The 25,456-nt window shown below is 57.2% G+C and carries 20 protein-coding genes, 1 tRNA gene and 1 pseudogene; 8 read left to right on the plus strand and 14 right to left on the minus strand.

What is annotated here, in order from left to right:
• Positions 1 to 91 precede the first annotated feature (91 nt).
• From RBH71_RS08215 to RBH71_RS08225, 3 genes are all read left to right on the plus strand, one after another.
• On the plus strand, positions 92 to 1,363 hold the full coding sequence (locus tag RBH71_RS08215; RefSeq protein WP_323687247.1) for a PAN domain-containing protein: 1,272 nt from the start codon (positions 92 to 94) through the stop codon (positions 1,361 to 1,363).
• Positions 1,364 to 1,378: 15 nt separating this feature from the next.
• Entirely contained in the window at positions 1,379 to 2,077 is a 699-nt protein-coding gene (locus RBH71_RS08220; RefSeq protein WP_323687248.1) for a DUF6998 domain-containing protein, read from the plus strand.
• A 205-nt stretch (positions 2,078 to 2,282) separates the two neighbouring features.
• Complete coding sequence (locus RBH71_RS08225; RefSeq protein WP_323687249.1) at positions 2,283 to 3,194, plus strand: XRE family transcriptional regulator; 912 nt, start codon at positions 2,283 to 2,285, stop codon at positions 3,192 to 3,194.
• Positions 3,195 to 4,098: 904 nt separating this feature from the next.
• On the opposite strand, the gene RBH71_RS08230 is transcribed toward RBH71_RS08225, so the two are convergent.
• From RBH71_RS08230 to RBH71_RS08260, 7 genes are all read right to left on the minus strand, one after another.
• Positions 4,099 to 4,821, minus strand: coding sequence for a DUF2971 domain-containing protein (locus RBH71_RS08230; RefSeq protein ID WP_323687250.1), 723 nt, complete (start codon positions 4,819 to 4,821; stop codon positions 4,099 to 4,101).
• Positions 4,822 to 5,033: 212 nt separating this feature from the next.
• Positions 5,034 to 5,123, minus strand: a tRNA-Ser gene (locus RBH71_RS08235).
• A gap of 196 nt (positions 5,124 to 5,319) precedes the next feature.
• Complete coding sequence (locus RBH71_RS08240; RefSeq protein WP_003511514.1) at positions 5,320 to 6,201, minus strand: dihydrodipicolinate synthase family protein; 882 nt, start codon at positions 6,199 to 6,201, stop codon at positions 5,320 to 5,322.
• Positions 6,198 to 7,838, minus strand: coding sequence for an ABC transporter ATP-binding protein (locus RBH71_RS08245; RefSeq protein ID WP_111803060.1), 1,641 nt, complete (start codon positions 7,836 to 7,838; stop codon positions 6,198 to 6,200). Before RBH71_RS08245 ends, RBH71_RS08240 begins: the two co-directional genes overlap by 4 nt.
• On the minus strand, positions 7,831 to 8,754 hold the full coding sequence (locus RBH71_RS08250) for an ABC transporter permease (protein WP_003511516.1): 924 nt from the start codon (positions 8,752 to 8,754) through the stop codon (positions 7,831 to 7,833). The genes RBH71_RS08245 and RBH71_RS08250 overlap by 8 nt, the downstream gene beginning before the upstream one ends.
• 14 nt (positions 8,755 to 8,768) lie before the next feature.
• The gene (locus RBH71_RS08255) at positions 8,769 to 9,683 is read right to left on the minus strand and encodes an ABC transporter permease (RefSeq protein ID WP_003511517.1); all 915 of its coding nucleotides are present in this window, start codon (positions 9,681 to 9,683) and stop codon (positions 8,769 to 8,771) included.
• 73 nt (positions 9,684 to 9,756) lie between these two features.
• Complete coding sequence (locus tag RBH71_RS08260; protein WP_035251527.1) at positions 9,757 to 11,265, minus strand: ABC transporter substrate-binding protein; 1,509 nt, start codon at positions 11,263 to 11,265, stop codon at positions 9,757 to 9,759.
• A 320-nt stretch (positions 11,266 to 11,585) separates the two neighbouring features.
• On the opposite strand from RBH71_RS08260, the gene RBH71_RS08265 reads away from it, so the two are divergent.
• The 3 genes from RBH71_RS08265 to RBH71_RS08275 are packed head-to-tail and all read left to right on the plus strand — an operon-like array spanning position 11,586 to position 14,859.
• Entirely contained in the window at positions 11,586 to 12,782 is a 1,197-nt protein-coding gene (locus RBH71_RS08265) for a sialidase family protein (RefSeq protein WP_003511519.1), read from the plus strand.
• On the plus strand, positions 12,779 to 13,735 hold the full coding sequence (pdxA, locus tag RBH71_RS08270) for a 4-hydroxythreonine-4-phosphate dehydrogenase PdxA (RefSeq protein WP_003511520.1): 957 nt from the start codon (positions 12,779 to 12,781) through the stop codon (positions 13,733 to 13,735). The genes RBH71_RS08265 and pdxA overlap by 4 nt, the downstream gene beginning before the upstream one ends.
• Positions 13,732 to 14,859, plus strand: coding sequence for an iron-containing alcohol dehydrogenase (locus RBH71_RS08275; protein ID WP_003511521.1), 1,128 nt, complete (start codon positions 13,732 to 13,734; stop codon positions 14,857 to 14,859). The genes pdxA and RBH71_RS08275 overlap by 4 nt, the downstream gene beginning before the upstream one ends.
• Before the next feature lie 48 nt (positions 14,860 to 14,907).
• Here the strand turns inward: RBH71_RS08275 and RBH71_RS08280 are convergent, their stop codons facing one another.
• The 5 genes from RBH71_RS08280 to RBH71_RS08300 all read right to left on the minus strand — a co-directional run bounded on the left by RBH71_RS08280 (position 14,908) and on the right by RBH71_RS08300 (position 19,619).
• Entirely contained in the window at positions 14,908 to 15,615 is a 708-nt protein-coding gene (locus RBH71_RS08280) for a FadR/GntR family transcriptional regulator (RefSeq protein ID WP_003511522.1), read from the minus strand.
• Between the two features lie 4 nt (positions 15,616 to 15,619).
• Positions 15,620 to 16,660, minus strand: a complete 1,041-nt coding sequence (locus tag RBH71_RS08285) for a four-carbon acid sugar kinase family protein (RefSeq protein ID WP_003511523.1) — start codon at positions 16,658 to 16,660, stop codon at positions 15,620 to 15,622.
• 160 nt (positions 16,661 to 16,820) lie between these two features.
• Entirely contained in the window at positions 16,821 to 17,870 is a 1,050-nt protein-coding gene (locus tag RBH71_RS08290; RefSeq protein WP_003511524.1) for a polysaccharide deacetylase family protein, read from the minus strand.
• 6 nt (positions 17,871 to 17,876) lie between these two features.
• Complete coding sequence (locus RBH71_RS08295; protein WP_003511525.1) at positions 17,877 to 19,064, minus strand: ATP-grasp domain-containing protein; 1,188 nt, start codon at positions 19,062 to 19,064, stop codon at positions 17,877 to 17,879.
• Between the two features lie 165 nt (positions 19,065 to 19,229).
• Positions 19,230 to 19,619, minus strand: a complete 390-nt coding sequence (locus RBH71_RS08300; RefSeq protein WP_003511527.1) for an acyl-CoA thioesterase — start codon at positions 19,617 to 19,619, stop codon at positions 19,230 to 19,232.
• A gap of 172 nt (positions 19,620 to 19,791) precedes the next feature.
• On the opposite strand from RBH71_RS08300, the gene RBH71_RS08305 reads away from it, so the two are divergent.
• Entirely contained in the window at positions 19,792 to 19,986 is a 195-nt protein-coding gene (locus RBH71_RS08305) for a hypothetical protein (protein ID WP_003511529.1), read from the plus strand.
• Positions 19,987 to 20,024: 38 nt separating this feature from the next.
• Here RBH71_RS08305 and RBH71_RS08310 read toward each other — a convergent pair whose 3' ends face one another.
• On the minus strand, positions 20,025 to 21,833 hold the full coding sequence (locus RBH71_RS08310; RefSeq protein WP_003511530.1) for an ABC transporter ATP-binding protein/permease: 1,809 nt from the start codon (positions 21,831 to 21,833) through the stop codon (positions 20,025 to 20,027).
• On the minus strand, positions 21,818 to 22,054 hold the full coding sequence (locus RBH71_RS08315) for a hypothetical protein (protein WP_003511532.1): 237 nt from the start codon (positions 22,052 to 22,054) through the stop codon (positions 21,818 to 21,820). The genes RBH71_RS08310 and RBH71_RS08315 overlap by 16 nt, the downstream gene beginning before the upstream one ends.
• A gap of 71 nt (positions 22,055 to 22,125) precedes the next feature.
• Here RBH71_RS08315 and RBH71_RS08320 point away from each other — a divergent pair.
• Positions 22,126 to 25,456 (plus strand): annotated as a pseudogene (locus RBH71_RS08320) (DUF2126 domain-containing protein).

Raw genomic sequence — 25,456 nt, forward strand, 5'->3', positions numbered from 1 at the left:
TGCAATCAAAAATCATAGGCGATTTATGATTGAGCGCCTTGCACGCGCGGCTTCAGTATAGTTTGATATGCATGGGTAAAGGGTATTGCGTATGCGTGGATTACTTAGCTTTGTTAGCGCCAGCGTTATTTTGGCAGCAACTTTTTCCGGAGCATTTGCCGGAGAGAGAACATTCGGCCCTTTCACTGTAAGTGACGCAAATCCGGACGTGATTGCCTTAAATGGCGATATCGACGTCAACTCAGGTCTAAATTTTCGCCGCGCGCTCCAAGCAGCGCCAAATGCGAAGCTCGTCACCCTCAATAGTCCCGGCGGCAATGTCCAAATGGGCTTGCTCATTGCAGACGATATCCATCAACGCAAGCTTGCGACCTACATTCCAAAAGAAAGCAAATGCCTATCCGCCTGTTCATTTGTCTTTCTCGCCGGTAATGAGCGGAAGGTCGATGGAGCCTTAGGTGTTCATCAGATTTCGTCCGACTCGCCAGACCTTGTAGGCGCACAACTCGCGATCTCGGACATTATCGAAGTCCTCAATCGCTTTGGGACGCCAGTAGACGTCATGCACGTCATGTTTAAGACGCCCCCTGATGACATGCATATATTCAGCCAAGACGAGGTGGATAAATACAAGCTCAATCGAACGGCGCAGCAATCAACGACGCCCACGACTATCGATGTTTCCGTTGTAGTCGCTGGCCAAGATAGCGACCAGAAGTCGAGTGAGGCTGATCTTCTGGGAGGCGGTAGCACATCGCCGCCTGCGCCAGACTCAAAACAACAACAAGCGAAACTGTCGACTCTGGATGAGTTCACCCGGCGACCCAATCGTATTGCCATCTACACCGGGCTAGACCTCTTCGGTGACGACATCTCATCGCAGCGGGTCGCCGACGCCAGCGAATGTGCTCAACGCTGCCTGATTTTGAACGGCCAGTGCAAGGCTTTTACATACAACGCCAATCCTAAAATCAAGAGAGGACCGAACTGCTTTCTGAAATCCAGTGCGGGGCGCGCCGATGGAAATAGCGTTGCCTTCTCAGGTCGTTTTCTGAGTGGGGCAGAAGCAGATCCATCTGCCGTCACGCTTGGAACAATTGATCCGCAGTCAGCGCTGTTTGATGAGGTAGATTTACCCGGTGGCGATTTATCCCGGCGGCCAGAACGTTCGGCGAAGACTCCTCTGGAATGTCGTCTAGCGTGCATCGACGAGAAGCAGTGCGTGGCCTTTACCTATATCAAGCCGAAGAAAGAATGTTGGCTGAAAGGTGCGGTGGGAACCCCCATGCCGGGCAAAGGAATGGTATCCGGATTGAAAAAGCTGGAACGGTTTGCACCCGCCAAGATCATCAGCTTGGACTGAAACGGAAACAAGAGCATGCTTGCTGTAACCGACCGACCAACACTCACCCAAGTCCAGATAATCCAGTCGCTTGCCGAAGCGCTATCTTGGTTCGAGAAGGAAATTAGCTGGGGTGTTGGCCCCGGCGAGCTCAATCACCTGACCGGGCGCATTGGCGAACTTTACGCCGCGATGATTACTCGTGGTCAGATGGCCCTTGATACCAATCAGCGGGGCTATGACGTAGTGTCGGCTTCGAATGAACGAATATCGGTGAAAACCATTACCAGCTCCACTCACGTCGATTTCAATCTGAACACGTTTCATCATGTGGATCGCGTGATGGTCCTCCGGGTCAACATCGATGAGGACAAAGGGGTCTCGGTGGAAGAGCTTTTGGACGAGCCAGTAGACGCCGCTCGTCAACTTATGCGGGAACAGGGTGGCAAGCTCGTCTATCCCATCAAACGTGCAGCCCGCGAAGAGCGCCCCCTTGACTCGCTCGAAATAGCTGCAAGAGCCTCTTATTCCGACTTTGAGATTGTAAAATATGAAAACGGTGTGATCCGAATCCTTCGCAACGGAGAACCGCAGCACGTAGTCGTCAAAGAGATACTACGTTCAGTCGCGGCAGAAATCGGTGTTGATTTGTTCAATTCGAAAGGTGGGTTGAAGAATACCCAACAGCTTGGTGCCGATGTCATTCGTGCAGTGAAGGCCACATCTAGATTTTAAGCGTTTGCACGACTTTGATTAACCGTCTGCTTACTCCCCCGCTAAGCGTGTGCATGGGCCGCACTGCCCTCCGCCTGAAGAATTAATAGGCAACGCTTTATTCCCTCAGAAAAATGAACCGAACGCCGATATTTTTCTTCCATATAGGTTGATTTTTCTTTGTGGATGGTTTCTTCTCACTGATAGAGATTGTTAGGAGAATCGCATGGCAAAGCTCACCCCATTTGGTGTCGAGCTCCGGAAACTCCGGCTCGATAAAGACATGAGACTTTTGGATTTAGCTGCGAAACTTGACCAAAGCACAGCATTTGTTTCGGCCATTGAGACCGGCCGCAAACAGATTCCCGACGGTTATGTCCGTAAAATCGCTCAGGCGATGGAACTGTCAGCTGACGAGATAAGACGTCTGCGTGGTGCTGCCGAAAAGACCCGTAAGGAAGTCAGGGTCGACAATTTGCGCGGAGAGCAGCGAGAGTTAGTCGCAGCATTTGCTCGTCAGCTTGATGATGTTCCAAATGATCTTTTGGAGGCTCTGAAGAAAATAGTTTTAAAGTCGATGGGCGAAGAACTACCATTTTTCAGGAAGCGTCGCGGAATTGTGGTGCCGCCGATGTCCACGAACAAGCTCCGCAACTTCGCGGAAAAAATTCGTGACGTTTTCGTTCCCGACGATCAGCTTGAATTTCCCATCATGGATGTTCTGGAGTTCAGGTTAAACAAAATACTGCCAGATTTTTTCCTCGACGTTGAGACTGCTGAGGTGATGGGCGCCGACGAAGGGCGGGTGCTAGCTGGCTCGAATTCAATAATTTTGAGAGAGGATGTTTACGAAGGAGCGTGTAGGGGTATCAGGCGCGATCGGTTTACTGCGTGCCACGAGTTTGCGCACTTCTTGATGCATCGAGAAGTTAAATTTGCGAGAGCGCGTGAGGACACTGACAAGATTTACACCGATAGCGAATGGCAAGCTGATGAGTTTGCGGGAACGTTGATGCTTTCGTCACGGCACCTTCACTTATTTGCTGATTCTGACGCTGCAGCAGAGGCATGCAAGATGAATCCAGTTGCTGCCCGCGTCATGTGGTCAAAATATCTGAAGGAAGGACGAATTAAATGAGCTAATTTCGGAGGACTGCAAACCGATAAGCCGACTTCACAATCCTCCGAAAAGCATCAGTTTCCATGTGAAAACTGCTTCCTGATTTAACAGGGTCTGATCACCCGGTTATTTCAGCAGTCGCCACGAGGGCGGCAATGCCACGGCGCAAGCGCCTTGGCTTGAAACTGGCCTGAAAATGGTTTCAGGTCAGAACATCGCCGCGTAACGGACATCCTTGCAATCTGACCATGATTCATTTCAGGAATCTCGTCAACCGTTATTCGGTCACAGCCTTTCTAGAAAGGAAAGGTAATGCACGACCGTAGAGTAACCCCGGACATGGTTCCGGTCATTAAACTCGCCCGGATCAAAAATATCCCTTACTCGTGGATCTCGGGTTATTACAGAGGCTTGAATTTTGGCCGTATCGCGGATGTTATGAAGGGACGCATGTTCCCGGATATCCCCCCTGCAAAACATCTACCTCCCGATTTCCCGGCGTCTTAGTCCAGCCTAAGGGTCGTTTTTTCGTGTGTCTATTAAAGTTACGACAGCTTCGGAAGGAGGTGATTTCAGCATGGCAAAGTCGACAAAAATTGGTCGCAGCGCGATAACCGGCCGCTTCACTAAGGTCTCCACGGCCAAATCGAAGCCTCGCACGCATATCGTCGAGACTATGAAAAAGAAATAATCTCGCGTTGGGCCGCTGTTTATCCTAGGCACGGCCCAACGTCTTTCGATCCAAAGTGATATTTCTTGTGCCTACGTCGGGGCAGTAATCGGCTTTCGATATCCTGCAAGTCGAAATCTCGCTTACTCGTCTTCAGACATCAGCTCCGCCGGACTTAATCTGCAACGGGAGAATATTCCATAATTTATGGGCGGCAACCAACGGAGCAGAACGGCCAAAGAAGTCGCAACTCTATTTGAGTGTTAGTTGTTTGGGTGGATCATACAGGGTTGAGCGTTTTATTTCGCCATTAAATCCGAGAGCTTTGACCGCTAAGGTATACGATTTCCTCAAATCCTCGTTCATTCGCGGATCGAAAAGGACTCTGTCAAAGGTGGTTGAAATATCAAGTGAGAACTCAAAGATGTCGCTTGTGCATTTTCCATCATCGCCGGAATAGATTAGGCGAACTTCTCTCTCATGCGAAAATTCCGTTCTCTTATACAGCAGCGACTCGGCAATTCCGGATCCATCCGTTTTGAAGATATCGATTTTTTTAAACGAACTTTCGAGTCGCTTTTTTGGGACGTAATTAACTGCCCCAATGAAGCAGCGGACATCCGAATAGTCCACGCACCCATTCTTCAAAGCTGTGAGAAGCTTTCGAGGTGTCGACCTTAACCTTACTCCGTCTTTGTTTGGAGAGTAGATCCTCCACATCGCATCTGTCTCACGGTGCCACGTCCAGCATTGACCGTAGACGGAATCCCTCGCAGAAATCTCCGCGATTTCTTCACCAATCGCAAATCTCGATGAAAGCAGGATATTTTCGAACGGGTCATCCCATTTTTTTGGCTTCACGAGTGTCAATTTTTTAGTCGTTAGCAGTTGAAAAAACCGAGCGATCGGAAATATCCGGTATATCGGCTTATCTTTTTCTTCGTCGTTGAGATTAATGTAGTTTCTATAAACCATGTGCAATACCTGCTGATCTTCAGGCCACGACCAATTTCCAAGTCGCATGAGTATCACAGCAATTTAGGTTGTCGAGTAGCACGAAACCGCAACGCAAAGTTTGGCAAACCTGCACTGAGCCTTGGGTGTGGCCCCTTTGATCTGGCGATCCAAAATTAATTCAGTTGAAGCAGCAGAGATCGGCAAAAAACCTTGTCACCCAAGGCAATTTATGGCGGAGAGGGTGGGATTCGAACCCACGATACCCTTGCAGGTATGCCGCATTTCGAGTGCGGTGCATTCGACCACTCTGCCACCTCTCCGCATGCGCGAACGCTTGCGTTGCGCGCTCCTCATAAACATCAATGGCGGGACTGACAAGGGAAATTTCGTGTTTGTGTCACAAATTATTCGTCACGGACAAGGCTGTATAAATGCTTCGGCTTCTGGCCGTTTTGTGGATATTTTCGCGTGGCGCCACACGGCTTCACTCCTGCACGTCACATTCGGGCGGTGGCGTTACAGCTGTTGATAACGACGTAATATTTCCACGATCCGATCGTCCTGTTCCTGATCCGGCAGAAGGGCGGGTTGCCGGCTGGCGCCGACGGATGGGTCCTGAAGGTAAAGCGAGCGCTTGACCATGGCGGGCGCAAAACCGAGCGCATAGAGATCGGTGCGAAAATCCGTATAGATCGCCTGCTGGCGTTCGGCCTCGGCGATATCGCTGGCGTTGAAAGCATTGAGAATGCCGGCAAGTACATCCGGGAGCGCGTTGCCGAGGCCGGAGATGCAGCCGGCGGCACCGTTCTGCAACGACCAGAGAACGAGATGATCCGGGCCGGAATAGACTTCGAAACCGGGCATCTCCTTTGCTACCTGTAGATAGGCTTCCAGCGTCTGCTGCGCACCGCCCGAATCCTTGATGCCGGCAATGTTGCCATGGGCGGCAAGTTTGCGGGCGGTTTCCGGCTCTATGTGGTTCTGGGTTCGGGCGGGAATATCGTAAAGATAGACCGGTGTTTCGACGGCGTCGGCCACAGTCGAGAAATGGCGGATCAGCCCATCCTGGGTGCAGGCGATGAAGAAGGGTGTGATGACGGCAATACCGTCTACGCCGATGCGGTCGAAGGCTTTGGCGAGTTGCAGCGTTTCGAAAGTGGCGGGCATGCCGGCGTTGACGATGACCTTCGCACGGCCCGCAACTTCGTCCACCACCTCTTCCGTCAGCCGGATTTTTTCTTCATGCGTCAGTGCGGTGAAATCGCCGTTAGTTCCGGCGCACATGATGTTGTTGCCGGCCGCCACCTGACGGCGCACCTGCGCACGGGTCGCTTCATAATTGATGGTTTCGTCCTCGTTGAAACAGGTCACGAGCGCGACGAAGGCTTGTTTGGTCATGAAAGAACTCCGCTTGGATTTCCAATAGTGTGATCGGCATCGATCGGACGCACAGACTGCATATCGGGGTCGGGATCGAGGCTGGCGGAAAGAAGGGCGCGCGTATAGGCCTCGCGCGGCGCTTCGAAAACCTGCCGGACAGTCCCGAATTCCACAACCTCTCCCCGCTGCATGACCATGACGTGATCGGCAAAATCGCGGACCACCGGCAGGTCATGCGCGATGAAGATGAAGGAGAGGCCCATTTCACGGCGCAGCTTGTCAAGAAGTGCAACAACCTGCGCCTGGACAGACACGTCGAGCGCCGAGACCGCTTCATCGCAGATGATGAGCTTCGGCTCCAGCGCCAGCGCGCGGGCAATCGCGATCCTCTGCCGCTGCCCACCGGAAAACTGATGCGGATAACGGCGCATATGTTCCGGCGAGAGGCCGACCTGATGCAGCAATTCAGCGACCCGTTCGCGCCATTTCGCTTTGGGTAGTATGTCCGGATGGATCACCCAGGCTTCGGAAACCAGCTGGAACACGGTCATGCGGGGGTTCAGCGACTGGGTTGGATCCTGAAACACCATCTGTAAATCACGCCTGAGGGCAAAGAGTTCGGCAGGCGAAAGCTTGAAGAGATCACGCCCCTTCCACTCGGCGCTGCCGGCATCCGGCTCGTCGAGCCGGAGCAGAATGCGCGCGAGTGTCGATTTGCCGGAACCGCTTTCGCCAACGACAGCTATGGTTTCTCCCGCCATAAGGTCGAAGGAAACACCCTTCAGTGCCTCGAAAGCCCCATAACGTTTGCGCACATCGCGCACACGGAGGAGCGGTTCGCCGGTCGCATTCGGCTCGTGCATTTCGCCCCTGCCGGGGGCGGCGCTGATGAGCTTGCGGGTATAGGGATGCTTTGGGTTGCGATAGACCTCGCGAACCGTGCCTGCCTCCACCAGCACGCCTTTTTCCATCACGACCACCCGGTCGGCGATTTCGGCGACGACGCCAAGATCATGGGTGATGATGAGAACGGCCATACCGGTTTCCCGCTGCAATTCCTTGAGCAGGGCAAGAACTTCAGCCTGAACCGTCACATCGAGTGCCGTGGTCGGCTCGTCGGCGATCAGGAGATCGGGCCGGAGCGCAAGCGCCATGGCGATCATCACACGCTGGCGCTGGCCGCCAGAAAATTCATGCGGATATTTCTTCAAGGCTCCGTCCGGATCAGGAATTCCAACGCGCGCGACAAGCCGCCTCGCCTCCGCTTCGGCTTTCACCCTGTCCATTCCATGGGTGGTCATCGCCTCGCGGATCTGCCAGCCGACGGTATAGACCGGATTGAGATGGCTGAGCGGGTCCTGAAAGATCATGGTGATGCGCCGGCCATTGATCTCGCGGCGGGCCTCAGCCGGCATTGTCAGAAGGTCTTTGCCATCAAGAAATATCTGGCCGCCGCTGATACGTCCGGGCGGCATGTCGATGAGGTTCATGATGGCCGAGGACGATACCGATTTGCCCGAGCCGCTTTCACCGAGGATCGCAAGCGTTTCACCACGGTCGATATGATAGGAAACATCCTTCACCGCATGCACGACACCGCCTGCGGTGTGAAACTCCACGGAAAGGTTGCGCACATCGAGAAGATGGTCAGCCATGTTTGCGGCCTTTCATTTCCAGCCGCCAGCGCTGCACGGGGTCGAGCGCAATGCGCAGCCAGTTGGACAGCAGGTTGAGCGACAGGGTGGTGAGTATGATGGCAAGGCCCGGCCAGAAAGACAGCCACCAGGCATTGGTGAGGTACTGCCGCCCCTGCGAGATCATCAGGCCCCAGGTGATTTCCGGCGGCTGAATGCCGATACCAAGGAAAGACAGCGCGCTTTCCGCCAGCATCACATAGGCGAAATCGAGCGTCGCAAGCGTTGTCAGCGTCGGCAGGACCACGGGTAGAATATGGCGGAACAGGATACGTTTGCCCGATGCGCCCATCACGCGCGCCGCCTGTACGAACATGCGTTCACGCACCTCCAGCACTTCGGCCCTTGTGGTGCGGATGTAAACGGGGATGCGGGTTATCGCCAGAACCAGCATCAGGTTGAGGATGGATGAGCCGAGCAGATAAAGCACGATGACCGCGATCAACAGTGACGGAAACGACATGATCACGTCCGCCAGCCTCATGATGATCTGGCCAACACGGTTGGAGGAAAAACCGGCGATCAGGCCAAGCACGGTGCCGGTGACGGCGGAAAGGAAAACGGCACCGGCGGCGATCATCAGCGTATTTTGCGTGGCGGCAACGATGCGCGCCAGCAGCGGGCGACCGAGCGCATCCGCCCCCAGCCAGAAATACCATTCGCGTTGCCATTCGAACGGGGCAAGGTTGCGTCCACGCAGGTTCTGCTTCGTCGCCAGCTCGCCAAGCCACGCCGGGCCGACAAAGGCGAGAATGATGACGACGATGAGGAAGATCGCGGCGCAGAGGGCGAATTTATCGGCCCACAACATGCGCAGCATGCGCGTTGCAAAGGATGGCTCATCGATAATCTCTGTATCGGCGTTTGAAAGGCTCATGGCTGAACGTCTCCTCAGTGCCGGATACGCGGATCGAGCAACGCATAGGCGATATCGATCAGAAGATTCATCAGGAAGATCGCAAGCGCGGTCACAAGAATTGCTGCCAGCACGACGTTGAAATCGCGCTGAAGAATGGAATCGATCATCAGCTTGCCAACCCCTGGGAAACCAAAGATGGTTTCGACGATGACTGCGCCGTTGAGAAGGCTTGCTGCCTGATCGCCGATGACGGTGATGACCGGTAGCATGGCGTTTCGCAAGGCGTGGATGAAGATGATCGGACCCGATTTCACACCCTTGGCGCGCGCCGTTTTGACATAGGCAGAGGACAACGCACCGATCATCGAGCCGCGCACCACCTGAACGATGATGCCGAAGGGGCGCACGAACAGAACCGAGATCGGCAATATCCAGTGCAGCACCGAGCCGGTGCCGGAGGTGGGCAGCCAGGCGAGATTGACGGAAAACACCACGATCGCCACGATCGCGAGCCAGAAATCCGGCACGGAAGCGCCGATGAGCGAAATGGTGGAGGCCATGCGATCGAAGAAGCCACCGGAGCGGAAAGCGGCAAGCGAACCGACGACGATTGCTGCGGTGGTGACGAGGGACATGGTGATGACCGCAAGCCACAGCGTCCAGACGAAAGCCTCCAGCACCACATCCAGCGCAGGGCGGGCTTTCCTGAGCGATTCACCCAGATCCCCCGTCATCACGTCGCCCGCGTAGCGCAGGAACTGCACCATCAGCGGATCGTTCAGCCCATGCAGCGCACGAAACTGCTGCTTCAATTCCTCCGAAGCCTCCACCGGCAAAAACAGCGCGGCCGGGTCGCCCGTCAGACGGGAGAGGAAGAAAACCATTACGATGAGGCCGATCAGGGAGATCAGGCTCGCAACGGAACGTTTTCGGATGAAGCTCAGCATGGTTACCTCCGGTGTTCAGCACGACGGCGAAGCTAAAGCTCCGCCGCCGCTCTTTGGCAGATGAAATACCGGCTTACTTGATGCCGATTTCCGAAAGCTGCAGCATCGAATTGGTGGCGATGGTGGGCTTGAAGTCCAGCCGTTCGGAGACGCGTGAGAAGCCAACCATGTGGAACAGCAGCACATCCGCCACGACATCGTCATGCAGGTAGGCGATGAGCTCGGACCAGAGCTTGGCGCGTTCATCGCCGACGGCTGCAGATGCTCGTTCGATCAAGTCATCCACCTTGGGGTCCGAGAAGCCGGATTGCGTGCCCTTGGTGGCATATTTGAAGAACATGGTGAAGGACGGATCACCCTTGGAATTGTCGTGCATGGCAGCGACGATCTGCGGTCCCCGTCCTTCCTTGAAGGGCTTGGAATAATAGCTTTCGTGCTCGGCCACTTCCACGAATTTGAGGTCTATCTTGAAGCCGACTTCCTGCAATTGCTGCTGGATCGCCTCCATGATCTCGGTGACATTAGGGAAGTTCGCAGTGCGCGCGATGATGGTGATCGGCGTATCCACCTTCACACCAGCAGCTTTTGCCTCCTCCAGCAACTTCTTCGCGCCATCAGGGTCGTAGGGGAAAACCTTGACATCAGGGTTCCAGCCGAGGGTGGTCGGCGGAACGAGTGCGGTGGCTAGCACAGCACCTTCGGGAACCAGCGTGCCGAGGAAAGCCTGCCGGTCGATGGCGAGGTTGAGTGCACGGCGCACCCGCACGTCATTCAGCGGCGCGATGTTGTGGTCGAGGCGCATGTAGACCGTCTCGCTGTCGAGATAGGAAAAGTCGGTCTTCGGGTTTGTCGCGTCGAGCTGCGAAATGGAGGGTGAAAGATCGGCTTCGCCGGTCTGCACCATGGCGGCGCGAACCGAGGGATCAGCGCGGAAAAGATAGGTCGCTTCCGTCACCTGCGGCTTGGCGCCCCAATAGTCGTCACGTGCAGTCAAAACAATCTGCTGGCCCGGTGTCCAGTTGGTCAGCTTGTAAGGTCCGGTGCCAACAGGCTCGCGGATAAATTCCATCTTGGTTTCTTCGGGCACGATGGTGACGAGCGACATCAGGAGCGGCAGAATGGGCTGGGCCGGCTCTGTCTTGAAGTCGATCGTATGGTCATCGACAATCGTGGGGGTGACGGTCATACCGCCGAAGTAACGACGGGATTCGCATGCATTCTTGTCGCTCATGATGCGTTCGAAGCTATGCTTGACATCCTTGGCATCGAAACCCGTTCCGTCGGAAAACTTCACGCCTTCACGCAGGTGGAAACGCCAGCTGCCATCCGCGTTCTGCTCCCATTTTTCAGCGAGGCGCGGCTGCACGCCGTTCTTGCCGCGCACATCAAGCTCGGTCAGCGTCTCGTTGACATTTTCCATGATGATACGGCCAATATTGGAGCGGGTCGCCATGCAGGGCTCCAGCAGGTCAGCCTCTTCCGCCAGCACGATCTTGATCGGCCCCGACGCCGCAAGCGCCGGCGAAACCGCGGCGCTAAGGCAACCCATAACAAGGGCGCCCGCAATCAATGACTTCTTCATTCCGTTCTCCTCCCAGATCAGAAATTCAGCAACATGGCGGCGTGCCGCAAGAGGCATTCAAAAGCCCCGTCTCCTGCATTGAGGAGCATGGCGTGCGGATGATCGTCTCCTCCACCCGTTATCAAAGCATCGACGCTATCACATTTTTTGTCAAATTATTTTTCATAAGGATTTTTTATTGAGGCCTAGTTCATAAATTTTATCATTATAAAACATATAGTTATTCTAATTCATCAAAAATTTTAGGACCTCCTTTTGTCTTAAATAAACTTGACAACTTTTTGAATATGTCATTTTCATCAGACCAAGAGGAGACCACGATGACCCCTGATGACATTGCTCACGCCATGACCGGAGCCATCCATGCTGTTTCGGAAAACCGGCACGAAGCGTTCCTGCCGTCGCCGACGATCCAGAACCATGCGAGCTTCCTGCACCTTCTGCAGGACGGCACACTGCTGTGCGCCTGGTTTGGCGGAACGCTGGAGGGAAAATCGGATATTTCGATCTTCGCGTCCGCGCTCACACCCGGCGCGAGCCGGTGGGGAGCGCCGCAGCGCCTGAGCAACGATCCCGCCCATTCCGAACAGAACCCGGTTATTTTCACCGCACCTGATGGCACTCTCTGGCTGTTTCACACCGCCCAGCCCTCCGGTAATCAGGACGAATGCCGCATCCGCATGGCGCGGGTCGTACGCGATCCGGCAACGCCGGAAAAGCTGTCCGCCGAAGATGGCCGTTTTCTCGATCTTCCGAAAGGCTGCTTCGTCCGTGCGCCGCTTCGCATCCGCGATGACGGCGCATGGCTTCTGCCGATCTTCCGCTGCGTCCAACGCCCCGGCCAGAAATGGAACGGCAGCCACGATACCGCAGCACTCGGCATATCGAAAGATAACGGCCTCACATGGCAATTGCAGGAGCTGGCGGGCTCGACCGGCTGCGTTCATATGAGCCCGGTTGCGGGCGCGAATGGGCGCTACTCCGCTTTTTTTCGCCGCCGTCAGGCCGATTTCGTTTACCGCACGGAAAGCACAGATGGCGGTCGCTCATGGACAGAACCGCTGCCGACCGACGTACCGAACAATAATTCCTCCATCGCCGCGATCAGGCTCGCACACGGCAGGCTGGCGATGATCTGCAACCCCGTCAACGCCGCGCAATCCAGCGACCGTCGCGCCTCGCTTTATGATGAACTGGGCGAGGAAGACGACAGACCGGATGCCGATCCGAGCGGTGGATGTGTGCCCATATGGGGCGTGCCGCGCGCGCCGGTTTCCATCTGCCTGTCCGATGACGACGGCCGCAGCTTTCCTACCCGGATTTTGATCGAGGACGGGCCGGGCACCTGTCTGTCCAACGATTCGACCGACGGCCGCAATCTGGAAATGTCCTATCCATGGCTTCTGGAGGCAGCGGACGGTACCCTTCACGCAAGCTACACCTATCATCGCCGCGCAATCAAATATGTCCGGTTGGCGCCCGGCTGGGCAGACGCCAAGGACGGGAGAATCGGATGAGCAACATCATTGGTATCACCATGGGTGACCCCTGCGGCGTCGGCCCGGAAATCACCGTCCGCGCGCTTGCGGAAATGTCCGCCCCGGATAGGGAAGCAACGCGGATTTATGGCAACCTTGCCACGCTGGAAGCGGCGCGGGGTGCGCTTGGCATCGACATCGATCTTACTCGGAATGTGGTCGATCTGCCGGTGGAGGGTGCGCCGCTGCCATGGGGCACGCTGTCGCCGGTTGCCGGAGACGCCGCTTTCCGTTTCATTGAAAAAGCGGTGCGGGATGCCGAAGCGGGCGCAATCGGCTGCATCGTCACTGCTCCGATTAACAAGGAAGCCCTCAATCTTGCGGGCCACCATTATGACGGCCACACCGGCATGCTGCGCAGCCTGACCGGTTCTTCAGCCGCCTACATGTTGCTTGCCTCCGAGCGGCTGAAGGTCATTCACGTCTCTACCCATGTGTCCCTGCAGGAAGCCATTCGCCGGGCAACGACGGAGCGGGTGCTGGCGACCATCCGCGCCGGCAATGCTCATTTAAAGCGCATCGGTTACGAGCGGCCGCGCATCGCGGTTGCCGGTATCAATCCGCATTGCGGCGAAAACGGTCTGTTTGGCACCGAGGATGATGACCAGATTGCGCCAGCGGTTGCCGCCGCGCGCGCTGAAGGCATCGAGGTACACGGGCCGATCTCCGCCGATACCGTGTTCCACCGCGCCTATTCGGGCACTTTCGATCTGGTCGTCGCGCAATATCACGATCAGGGCCATATCCCGATCAAGCTCGTCGCCTTCGATACCGCCGTCAATGTCTCGGTCGATCTGCCGATTGATCGCACTTCGGTCGATCATGGAACGGCCTTCGACATCGCCGGCAAAGGCATCGCCAATCACGGCAACATGAATGAGGCCATAGCCTATGCGCGCAAGCTCGTGGCGGGCAAGGGCGCAAGAGGATGAACACCATGTCCACAGCCTCCATTCTCATCCATCAGCCGCGCAGGCTTGCCGTTGGCGCCGGCACCATTTCACAGGTCGGCGCCTGGGCCGGCAAAACCGTTTCCACCCTGGTGATCGCCACGCCGCTGACAGCGAAATTTGCCGACCGGCTGCAATTGCAGGGTCCTTTCACTGTCTTCGACGCCATTCCCGGCGAACCGGACACAGGGACGCTCGATGCAGCACTGGCCGCAGCGCGCGCCGCCAAACCCGATCTCGTCATCGGCCTCGGCGGTGGCTCGGTGATGGATGTGGCGAAACTCGTCGCTGCACTCTGGAATTCCAGCCAGACGCTTGAGGATGTGGCAGGACCCAACAGGGTCGCAGGGCGCGACACCAGGCTCGTCCAGATCGCCACCACCGCCGGAACCGGCTCGGAAGCCGGGATTCGCTCGCTCATCACCGATCCCGTCAAGGGCAGCAAGGTCGCGGTCGAAAGCCCTCATCTGATTGCCGATTTCGCGGTGCTCGATCCGGAACTCACCTATTCCGTGCCATCAGCCGTTACAGCGGCGACGGGGGTGGATGCCATGGCGCATTGCGTGGAGGCTTTCACCAATCGCAAGGCGCATCCGATGATCGACGGTTTTGCCCGCATGGGCTTTTCGCTGGTGGGCAAATATCTGGCGCGCGCCGTTCGCGACGGCGCTGATACCGAAGCCCGCGAAGGAATGATGCTCGCCTCCTACTATGGCGGCATCTGCCTTGGCCCGGTCAATACGGCGGCGGGTCACGCCATCGCCTATCCGCTCGGCACGCTTCTCAACCTGCCGCACGGGCTGGCAAACGCTATCGTCTTCCCGCATGTTCTGGCTTTCAACCAGCACGCGGTTTCGGCAAAGACGGCGGAGGTGGCCGGAGCGCTTGGGCTTCGCGAGCATCTTTCATCCGATGATCTTCGCAAGGCAGCGACAGATTTCTGCGCCGGCCTCGGCATTGAAATGTCCCTTGCGCGGCACGGGGCAAGCGAAACCGACCTTCCCCGTTATGCGCAAGACGCTCACGCAATCCGCCGGCTGATGGACAACAATCCCGTCGATATGAGCCTTGATGACGTGCTCGGCATTTACCGCCGCGCTTTCTAATCGAAAGTCCGGTGCGCTATCGCGCGCACCGGCTCGCCGTCACTTCCCTCAATCCGTATGCGAAGACTCGAAGAGGCGGTCACGTGATCCCGTCAGATGGTCGTGCATCAGCCGCCGCGCGGCCTCGGCATCTCCTTCGGCAATCGCCACCGCAATCGCCTCGTGCTCGGCAAACACGCGGGTAAGGCCGGATGCCTCGCGCTTCACCGACATGCCGTGAAACTTCATTCCCACCGCAATGTGGTCCTTGAGAGCCTCCATCGCAGTCGAGAAATAGCTATTCCGTGCCGCCCGTGCGATGGCAAGGTGGAACTGATAATCGGCATCCTCACGGTGGGACTGGCGATTGGTCGCGTCCCGCATCAGCTCGAGCGCCTTTTTGATTGCGACGAGCCTCTCGCCATCATGCCGCAAGGCCGCCGCCGCAGCAGCTGCCGGCTCCAGAGTCAGCCTGAATTCATAACAGTTCAGCAGGTCAGCGACATTTTCGAGCTGGCCGAAGCCCAGCGGCTCGCGCAGGCCGAATGCCCGCACATAGCTGCCGGAACCCCTTCGCGAATAGATGAACCCCTGTTCGCGCAGCCGCCGAAGCGCCTCGCGGACCACCGGTCGCGACACTTCGAATTCCATGGCGAGTTCATGTTCGGTCGGAAGCCGTTCATCCGGCTTGTAGGCGCCGGATTTGATCGCCCGGTGCATTCTCTCGAAAATAATGTCCGGAAGTGCCTTGCGCGCCGTTTCTTTCATCAGCCCCATCTGGTCAGCTTTCTCCAGCGTCATTTTCGCCGAGCATCATTTTCGCAATCCGTTTCAACGTGTCAGCTTGCCCAAAACCACCTGACTTCGCAATGATACATTGGTCGCCGGACCAGCCGACACCAAGACCGGGCAGGCACTCGCCGGCAAGGCGCAGACGCGATACCCCCATGGCAAGCAGCACCGCTTCGGCCGTGGCGCCGCCGGACAAAAGCAACGTGTCGGTCCCGGTGGTGAAAAGCGGCACGACGCCATACGCCAGCTGGTCTGAAACCTCGAGCGGGGAAAGATCTTCCGCCCCTTGCGTCGCGTAAACGAGCGTCAGGCTGGAACGAGCATGCGCGTGAAAGGGCACGACGCCATTGGGTGCATCGGTGACCGATACCAACCCCGTTCCTTTAAGGATTTCAATTTGTTCAACGGTGATCGGGTCGCGCGAACCTATGACGAAAAGCCCCTTACCCGCGGGAATAGATGCCGCTTCGGGCACTGCCTGCGCTGTCATCATTTCGGCCAGCGCCTCGGCCAGCCCTCGCGCGCCCACCAGAAAATCAACCCCGTTTGCGCGCCCGGCAAGCAAAGCCTCCCTGATGTCCGCATGCGATCGGGTGTCTGGGATTGCGCAGCGGCTGGCGTGACCGCCCAGTCTTTCATGAACCGAAATCGTGCCGTCAACGCCAAAGCCGGACACGGAACCGTCTACGACGATGCGTCCAAAATCCGGAATGGCTGGCGCTACAAGCGCATGCCGATAGGAAACAGCATCCATTTCCGCGGCGATATGTCCTTTCAGGCGGGAATCGATCTTCTTGAACAGAACTGTATCGGCCGGAACCAGTGCCATCAGTTCCTGCGTGCGGCGGCGGGCTTCATCCGCCTTGCCATCCCGACAACCCAGATTGACGCTGAGGACGGCCGGCGCATCGGCCACCGCTGCAGGGACGCCCTCAAGACCGATCGCAACTTCAGTCGAAAGCCCACGCCCGGCGAAGGGGGCGGCCGCATCAAGCGCACCGGTCAGGTCATCGGAAAAAATCAACAGCACGGGCGAAACCTTAAGAAAAGTTGTAATGTTTTCCTTCGATAAATTTATTTATAATCAATAGATAAATGGATGTGAATAACAAAAACAACACGACAGCTCGATTAGCCGCACCGACACACGTCGTCGTCATCGGCGAAAGATGGCAGGGAGAGGTTGATCCCTAGACGAACCGGAAAGGCAGGCCTGAGATGAGCGCTTTGACAAAGCGCTTTTTCTGAAAGCGGCCGTTCAGCGAAACGCGCGGCAACAGCATCGGCTTTTCAAGGCTATGGGCCCCAAGAACACCGGCCTGCGTGGTAACAGCTACGGGAAATCCCGCATCAAACACCGCTTTCGCCTCGCGTTCTCCCACGGCCTTTATCCAGCCATAGGGATAGGAAAAGGACCTCGGCCGACGGCCGACATAGGTCTCCACCCGTCTTGTCGATTCCTCGATTTCGTAGGCCAGACGCGCCGCATCGATCTTGCGCATGTTCACATGCATCATGGTATGCGCGCCGAGATGGACCAGGGGATCGCTCGACAGCGCCTTGAGTTCGGCCGCATCCATGACGAGTTTTTCCACGATCGCGATAGGATCGATACCATGTTGCCCCGCGACACGGTCGATCCTCTCCACCGCCTCGTCCTCCGCGAATATCTGAACGAAGTTTTCCAGACGCGCAAAGGCTTCCGCTTTTTGTGGAAGGCTGCCGGATTTAATCTGCTCCGGCCCTGTCCCGAAATCGAATTCAAAGGACGTGGCTTTCTGCGTCAGCGCGGCAGTGGTTTCCCACCACACGCTACGCGTCCGCTCCACAAAACCCGGCGTGATGAAAATCGTATAGGGAACAGCATATTTCCGGAAAATCGGTGCAGCATATTCGGCATTGTTGCGATAGCCGTCATCAAGCGTGAAAGCGCAGAACGACCGTTTCTCGGAATTATCGGCGAGCAGGCCCGGCAGATCGTGCAGATGAACGGGAACGAGACCACATTCGAGCGCCGCCTCTATCGCCTCTTCCAGAAATTGTGGCGTGATCGACAAGTGTGCATTCGGCGCAAAAGCTGACGCTTCCTCGTCCGGACGAACATGGTGCAGCGTGAAGATCACGCCACGCCCGGCAAGAGCCGGAAAAGCCGCGCGAACCGCCGGCAGGGAAGCTACCTCCAGCCCCGCCCTTATGACCCCATATTTCAGAGAGCGTTTTACCGACCGCAAAAACACCATTACCGATTACCGCAACTTCAAACCGGGCAGAACCCGTTTTTTGATGACTCTCCAGACCGTGAGCGGCAGGTCGATAAGGCCCGGCAAAGGATCGTTCGCCGCAAAAGCCGCCCAGCTGCGGATTGTGCGCAGAGAGGCGACATAGTCCTCAATTCCCGCCTGTCCCCGTCGATTCAACGTCAATGCGGCAATGGCATCACGGACAAGATAGGACCATGACACACCTTGCCGCGCATCGAGCATCTGGCCGCGCGGCATGTCGTTGGCAACCTGCCACAGCAGCGCGCCGAGATCGATGCCGGCCGCTGAACACAGGCCGAACCACGACCATGGGCGCGGATTGACATCGAGAAGTTTCAGCGATCCATCCCTGCCATCCCGCTTGAACTCCACCTCGACCAGCCCGCTGTGACCGGCCGATTTCAATATTTTCCTTGCCGCATCGATCGCTTGGGGGTTGTCGACAACCTCGACACAGGTGCTGGTGTAACCAAAATCGACGGGATACTGACGCAGGCGTCGAGCGGTGAATTCTGCAACAGGCTCGCCATTGCGCCAGAGCGCCGCATAGGAAAACTGGCTTTCTCCCCCGCCGGGAATGAGCTCCTGCACGACGACATTGCCCGCGCCGATCTCGCCGCTCGCAGCGGCAAAAGCGGCTTTCAGGGCCTGCCTGTCATCGGCGCGGATAACCTTCGCCCGGGAAATCGCGGTATCGCCCCCGCCCATATTCGGCTTCAGGATAACGGGAAACGTCACGTCCAGCGCATCGGCGTCATCGGACGAGGCCATGGCATAGGTCCGGGGGAAGCTGACACCGAGTTCCGCCGCGCGTTTGTAGAGCAGCGGTTTCTCGCACAACCATTGAAGGGAGGACCAATCAGGCAGGACGATTTTGTAAAGGGCGGAAAGCTCGTCGCGATGTTGTGAAACGAGCTGAACCTCGCCATCCCCTGATGGCACCAGAAGACACCCTTTCAGATGATGCTTGTCTGCCATATCGCGTAAAAACGCCATCGCCCCTGCATCAAGAGGACCGGACCAGCGGATCGTGTTCTTCACGAAACGCGACCAGCCCGGCAGCGGTGAATCATGGGTGATATAGTGCACAGGCACATCAAGGGCGCCAAGGCTGCGGGCAAGGGCAAGCGTGCCGTGAGCGCCACCAACAATAACAACACCTGGAATGGTCACAGCCTGATCCCCGCCCTATTCCATACCTTGATCGCAAAAATTGATAAATAAATTGGATATTTCTAAAGTATTGCGCGTTCGGAGATCGAATTGGCGGAGCCGAAGAGCCTCATGCTCTTTCGGCTGCCTGCGAACGGTCGGAAGTTTGCTTCGAAGGCAAGCGCCTTACGCCTCTTTGCGCACAGGGCGCGGCTCGCCTTTGTCATCCACCGCTACCATGATGAAGACGGCCTCCGTAACCTTTTCCCGGGAATCTTGATAGTGCCTGCGGGTCCAGGCCTCGATCTTGAGCGTGACGGAGGTGCGCCCAACCTTTTCGATCCTGGTATAGACACACAATGTATCGCCGATCTTGACCGGTTTCTTGAAGACGATTTCATGAACCGCCACTGTGACGGTACGCCCGCCTGCCACATCATTGGCGCGGACGAAGGCGGCAAGGTCCATCTGCGACATCACCCAACCGCCGAAAATGTCGCCGGCCGGATTGGCGTCAGCCGGCATGGCAAGCGTTCTGAGCGTGAGTTCCATATCGGCGGGCGGTTGCTGTTCCATATCAAATTCCTTTCAAGAACCTCCCGCCGCCGGATTTAAACAACCGCGCCCGCTCAGCCAATAGCCGATTTTTCGCGGCAGCCCTTCCAAAACAGCAAGGAATCACGAAGCCATCGTAAGCTTCGGTTAACCATGATGCGGCACGATTCCAAAAAACCGCGAGGGCGTGCGAATGGCCTATGACTGGAGTGGAAACAATAAGATACAGCAGCGCTACGACCGTATCATTCTCGCGGTTGCCAGCGTCATCGCCATCAGCCTGGCGACCGGCACCTTTGTGCTGCGTTCGCAGATGGAGGCGGACGGCACCATAAGCCTTGCCAAACAGCAACGGCTGGACCTCGAAAAATGGCATTTGCGGCTTTGATCCGCACGATGAGGTCAACAGAAGCATAGCCCTGCGGCTTATTTCGGAGCGATATCCGGCTTTACGGTATTTTCCTTCATGGGGGCATGGTCCAGATGGGCCAAAGCCGGGGTAAGAACCGACAGAAATGTCTCTGATCTGCCGATATAGATAATCGCTACGCCGTCGATCCCATTCAGAACCTCCGCCAGCCTATCCTGTGTCTGTTTTTCCAGCCCTTCCAGCAAATCGTCGATGACGATGAATTTCGGCTTCAACAACAGGGCATTGGCGATCCTGATGCTGGCCTGTTCATCCGAATCCAGCTTCTTATCCCAGCGAATGTGTTCATCAAGCCGGGGCGCCATTTCACCGAGACCGCACGCGGTCAGCGCCGCGACATAGTCTGCCTCCGCAAACCGCTGGGGCGCGCGCGGATAGGCCAGAATTTCGCGCAGCGTACCTGTTGGCAAATAGCCGTGCTGGGCAATGAAAAGCGTGTCGGACTGTTCGGGCATTTCGATCCTGCCCTGCCCCCATGGCCACAGGCCGGCCATGGCGGCAAACAGCAGCCGCCGGTTCACGCCCTGTTCGCCATTGATCATCAGACGATCACCCCGCCCGATTTCAACCTCGGCCTCGCGCAGCCGGAAACCACGCTCCAGATCCTGCCCGCCCGCATCACGGCAGATAGTCACCGACCGAAGGCGGATTTTTTCGTTGTCGGCACTCCGTTGAAGATCGATTGCGAGGCCGTGCTGTTCAACGCTATCCATCTGGATCAGAGCGTTGCGGAACACCGAAACACGCTGCAACGTCGCCTTCCAGCTGGCAATCGGCCCGAAATTGTCGATATACCAGCGAAGTGCGGTATTGACCTGGTTGAAGGCGCCGACGGCCATCATCAGCCCGCCGAAGGTGAGGTTACCGGAAAAATAGACCGGCGCTGCGATAAGAATGGGCGCCACAACCGCCAACCAGCCGTAGCCCGACGACACCCAGGTCAGATGCGTCATTGCTAAAGCGAGCCCGCGGATTACGCCGAGCACGGCATCGATATCGACGCCGATCCGCCGCCGCTCGTTTTTTTCACCACGCGCAAGCGCAATCGCCGCCAGATTTTCGCTGGCCCGCATCAGGGAAAAGCGTAGTTCGGCCTCTTTTGAATAACGTTCAGCATTCAGGCCGACCAGACGATAGCCGACAAGGTTGCTGAGCAGGGACGCCGAGCCCGCATAAAGGATCGCCGCCCAGACCATGTATCCGGGAATCGCGACCGGATCACCGTTGATCGTGATGGAAAAGCCTGCCGACAATGTCCACAGAACGCCGATGAAGCTGATGAGCAGGATCGTCGCATTCACAAGGCCGATGGAAAGCGCCGTGCTGCTTTCCGCAAGGTTGCGGACATCGTCGTGCAAACGCTGGTCCGGATTGATCGCAATCGTGCCGAAACCGGCAAGGCGGGCGGCGCGCCCCGGTTTCAGCCACTGGTCCACCATATCCTTGGCCAGACCCTCGCGCATGTTCAGCGCCGTCATCTGGTTAAGCCAGGTCTGAATGACATTGAGAAGCAACAACAGCCCGGCAATGATCGCGAAGACTTCGAGCTGGTGGAGGAAGGCGTCAAGATCGCGCCGCTCCAGCGCATTGTAAAACGGCGCGTTCCACTCATTGAGCCTGATCTGCCCGTAAGCGGTGAGCAATATCACCGTGAGCAGGGCAATCGACAGCAATATCAGCCGGTTGCGAACCGGCGACGTCCAGAAGGCATTGCCCATCATGCGCAGTTGCGAACGAAAATCGAGATCGAAGCCCGAAAGGTTCGCCGCACTCTTGCGCTGATCGTCGGTCACCGTTGTTGCCATTCATTCCATTCCGAAACGTCAGTCGGCAAAGAAAGCGGTTTGCGATCCTGCACCTTGCGATGCCCAGCAATAACACGCCGTTCGACCTTGTCCACAACCGCGGAGAAATCCCCAGGGAGACAATTAAAAAGCCGCGGCAATTCTTCGCGCCGGCAAACATCGGCGCCTCGGCCAACAATGCGGTTGCCTCCGGAAATGATCCTTGCTTTCTTTTCCTGCATTGCACAAAATCCAAATAATTTCAGAGGGGCGGACAAACCGCATAAACCGGAAAACCGGGCAAGGCAGATTAATGGCGATCAAAGCGAGCATCTATCATCTGACGCATTATAAATACGACAATCCGGTTCGCCTTGGACCGCAAATCATAAGATTGAAGCCCGCCTCGCACTCCAGAACCCATGTTATCAGCCATTCTCTCAAGGTTTCGCCGTCAAATCATTTCGTGAACCTTCAACAGGACCCATACGGCAATTATCTCGCCCGTTTCGTTTTTCCCGAGCCGGCGACGGAATTCAAGATCGAGGTCGATCTTGTCGCCGATATGACGGTTTACAATCCGTTCGATTTCTTCGTTGAGGAAGAGGCGACCAAGTGGCCGTTCGATTATCCGCAGGAGCTGCGGGAAGATCTGTCCATCTACATGAAACCGGAACCGACCGGCCCCCTGCTTTCCGCCTTCATGGCCACCGTGGACCACACACCCGGACAGCCGACGGTGGATATGGTCGTTGGCCTCAATGCCCGTCTGCAGCAGGAAATCGGTTACGTCATCCGCATGGAACCGGGTGTTCAGACGCCGGAAGAAACGCTGGCTTCCGGCAAGGGTTCATGCCGCGACACCAGCTGGCTGTTCGTCCAGATCTTGAGACATCTCGGCCTTGCCGCACGTTTCGTGTCGGGCTACCTCATCCAGCTGACACCGGATCTCAAGGCATTGGATGGCCCGTCAGGGACAGAGGTCGATTTCACCGATCTGCATGCTTGGGCCGAGGTCTATATGCCGGGCGCCGGCTGGGTCGGTCTCGACCCCACTTCGGGGCTTTTGACCGGCGAGAGCCATATTCCGCTGGCGGCAACGCCGCATTTCCGCAATGCCGCGCCGATTTCCGGCGGTTATTTCGGCGAGGCCAATACGGAATTCGCTTTCGACATGCAGGTTCGGCGCGTTGCCGAGACCCCGCGCATCACCAAACCCTTCTCCGATGAGAGCTGGGAGAGCCTCAATGCACTCGGCGAAAAGGTCGATCAGGTTCTGAACGCCCATGACGTCAGGCTGACCATGGGCGGCGAGCCGACCTTCGTTTCCATCGACGATTTCAGATCCGAGGAATGGAACACCGGCGCGGTTGGACCGACGAAACGCGAAAAAGCGGACGTGTTGATCCGCCGCCTGCGCGAACGTTTCGCGCCCGGCGGCTTCCTGCACTACGGGCAGGGAAAATGGTATCCGGGCGAAAGCCTGCCGCGTTGGACATTTTCGCTCTACTGGCGAAAGGACGGTCTGCCGATCTGGCAGAACCCTGCGCTGATTGCCGAAGAAGGCGCAAATACCGGTGTTGCGGCCGACGACGCGCAAAAGCTACTGAGCGGTATCGCCACTCATCTCGGTGTGGAGCCGGATCTGGTGCTTCCGGCCTATGAGGATCCGGCCGAATGGATCATCAAGGAAGGTAGTCTTCCCGAAAATGTCGATCCGTCCAACTCGAAACTGAAAGACCCGGAAGAACGCAATCGCCTTGCCCGCGTGTTCGAACGCGGGCTGACGACACCGACGGGTTATATTCTTCCGGTGCAGGCGTGGAACGCCAAGCCTACCACAGACAAACGCTGGGTCAGCGAGAAATGGAAAACACGGCGCGGGAAGATTTTCCTCGTTCCGGGTGATAGCCCGGTAGGTTACCGCCTGCCGCTTGGCACCCTGCCCCATGTGCCGCCATCCGCTTATCCTTATATCCATGAAGCTGACCCTTCGATCCCGCGAGGGCCGCTTCCCGAGAAATTCCAGCCCTCCGGACGCACCATGCCGGAAGCGTCTTTCCATGCGGATGAGGCATCCGGCCAGGAACGCATCGAGCAGACGCTTGGTGAAATCGGCGGCGCGGTGCGCACAGCCATGTCGGTGGAACCGCGCGATGGACGGCTCTGCGTCTTCATGCCGCCTGTCGAACGCATCGAGGATTATCTGGAACTGGTCGCAGCGGCAGAAGCGGCAGCGGCCGAGCTCGGGCTGCCCGTGCATATCGAAGGTTATGCTCCACCGCATGACGAGCGTATCAATGTCATCCGTGTAGCGCCCGATCCCGGCGTCATCGAGGTCAACATCCACCCGGCCGCAAGCTGGAAGGATTGTGTCGACATCACCACGGCGGTCTATGAAGAGGCGCGACAGACTCGTCTGGGCGCTGACAAATTCATGATCGATGGTCGTCACACCGGCACCGGTGGTGGCAACCATGTGGTCGTGGGCGGGGCCAACCCGAATGACAGCCCTTTCCTGCGCCGTCCCGACCTTCTGAAAAGCCTTGTCTTGCACTGGCAGCGGCACCCGTCGCTTTCCTACCTGTTCTCCGGCCTGTTCATCGGACCGACGAGTCAGGCGCCCCGCATCGACGAAGCCCGCCACGACAGTCTTTACGAACTGGAGATCGCGCTGGCGCAGGTGCCTGCCCCTGGCCAGGGTGCGCCGCCGCTGCCATGGCTGGTCGACCGCCTGTTCCGCAACCTCCTGACGGATGTGACGGGCAACACCCACCGCGCCGAAATCTGCATCGACAAGCTGTTTTCTCCGGATGGGCCGACCGGCCGCCTTGGCCTTGTGGAGTTCCGCGGCTTCGAAATGCCGCCCAATGCCCGCATGTCGCTCGCCCAGCAATTGCTGGTGCGCGCCCTCATCGCCCGTTTCTGGAAAAACCCCGCCGCCGGCAAATTCGTGCGCTGGGGCACGGCACTTGCAGACCGATTCATGCTGCCGCACTACATCTGGGCGGACTTTATGGACGTGCTCGGAGACCTGAGGGAAAATGGCTTCGACCTGAAGCCGGAATGGTTCACAGCCCAGCAGGAGTTCCGTTTCCCCTTCTTCGGTGAGGTGGAATACGAAGGCGCGAAGCTGGAATTGCGCCAGGCTCTGGAGCCCTGGCATGTTATGGGCGAACAGGGTGCCATCGGGGGGAACCGTGCGTTTTGTCGACAGCTCCGTCGAGCGTATGCAGGTCCGCCTCGAAACCTCCAACCCTGCGCGCTATACCGTGGCGTGCAACGGTCGTGCCGTTCCGCTAACTCCGACGGAAAACCGAAGCGTTGCGGTCGCCGGTGTTCGTTTCAAGGCGTGGCAGCCCTCTTCCGGCCTGCATCCCGTTCTGCCGGTCAATTCGCCCTTGACCTTTGACATTTATGATACATGGTCGGGACGATCGATCGGCGGATGCATCTACCATGTTGCTCATCCGGGTGGTCGCAATTACGAGACCTTTCCCGTCAACGGCAACGAGGCCGAGGCACGCCGCCTTGCCCGTTTCGAACCATGGGGACATACGGCCGGGCAATATCCGTTGATGGCGGAAACCGTGTCGCCAGAATTTCCGCTGACGCTCGATCTGCGCCGGCCATACGGAGTGTAA

Source organism: Rhizobium sp. AN68 (assembly GCF_030758035.1).
Taxonomy (GTDB): domain Bacteria; phylum Pseudomonadota; class Alphaproteobacteria; order Rhizobiales; family Rhizobiaceae; genus Agrobacterium; species Agrobacterium tumefaciens.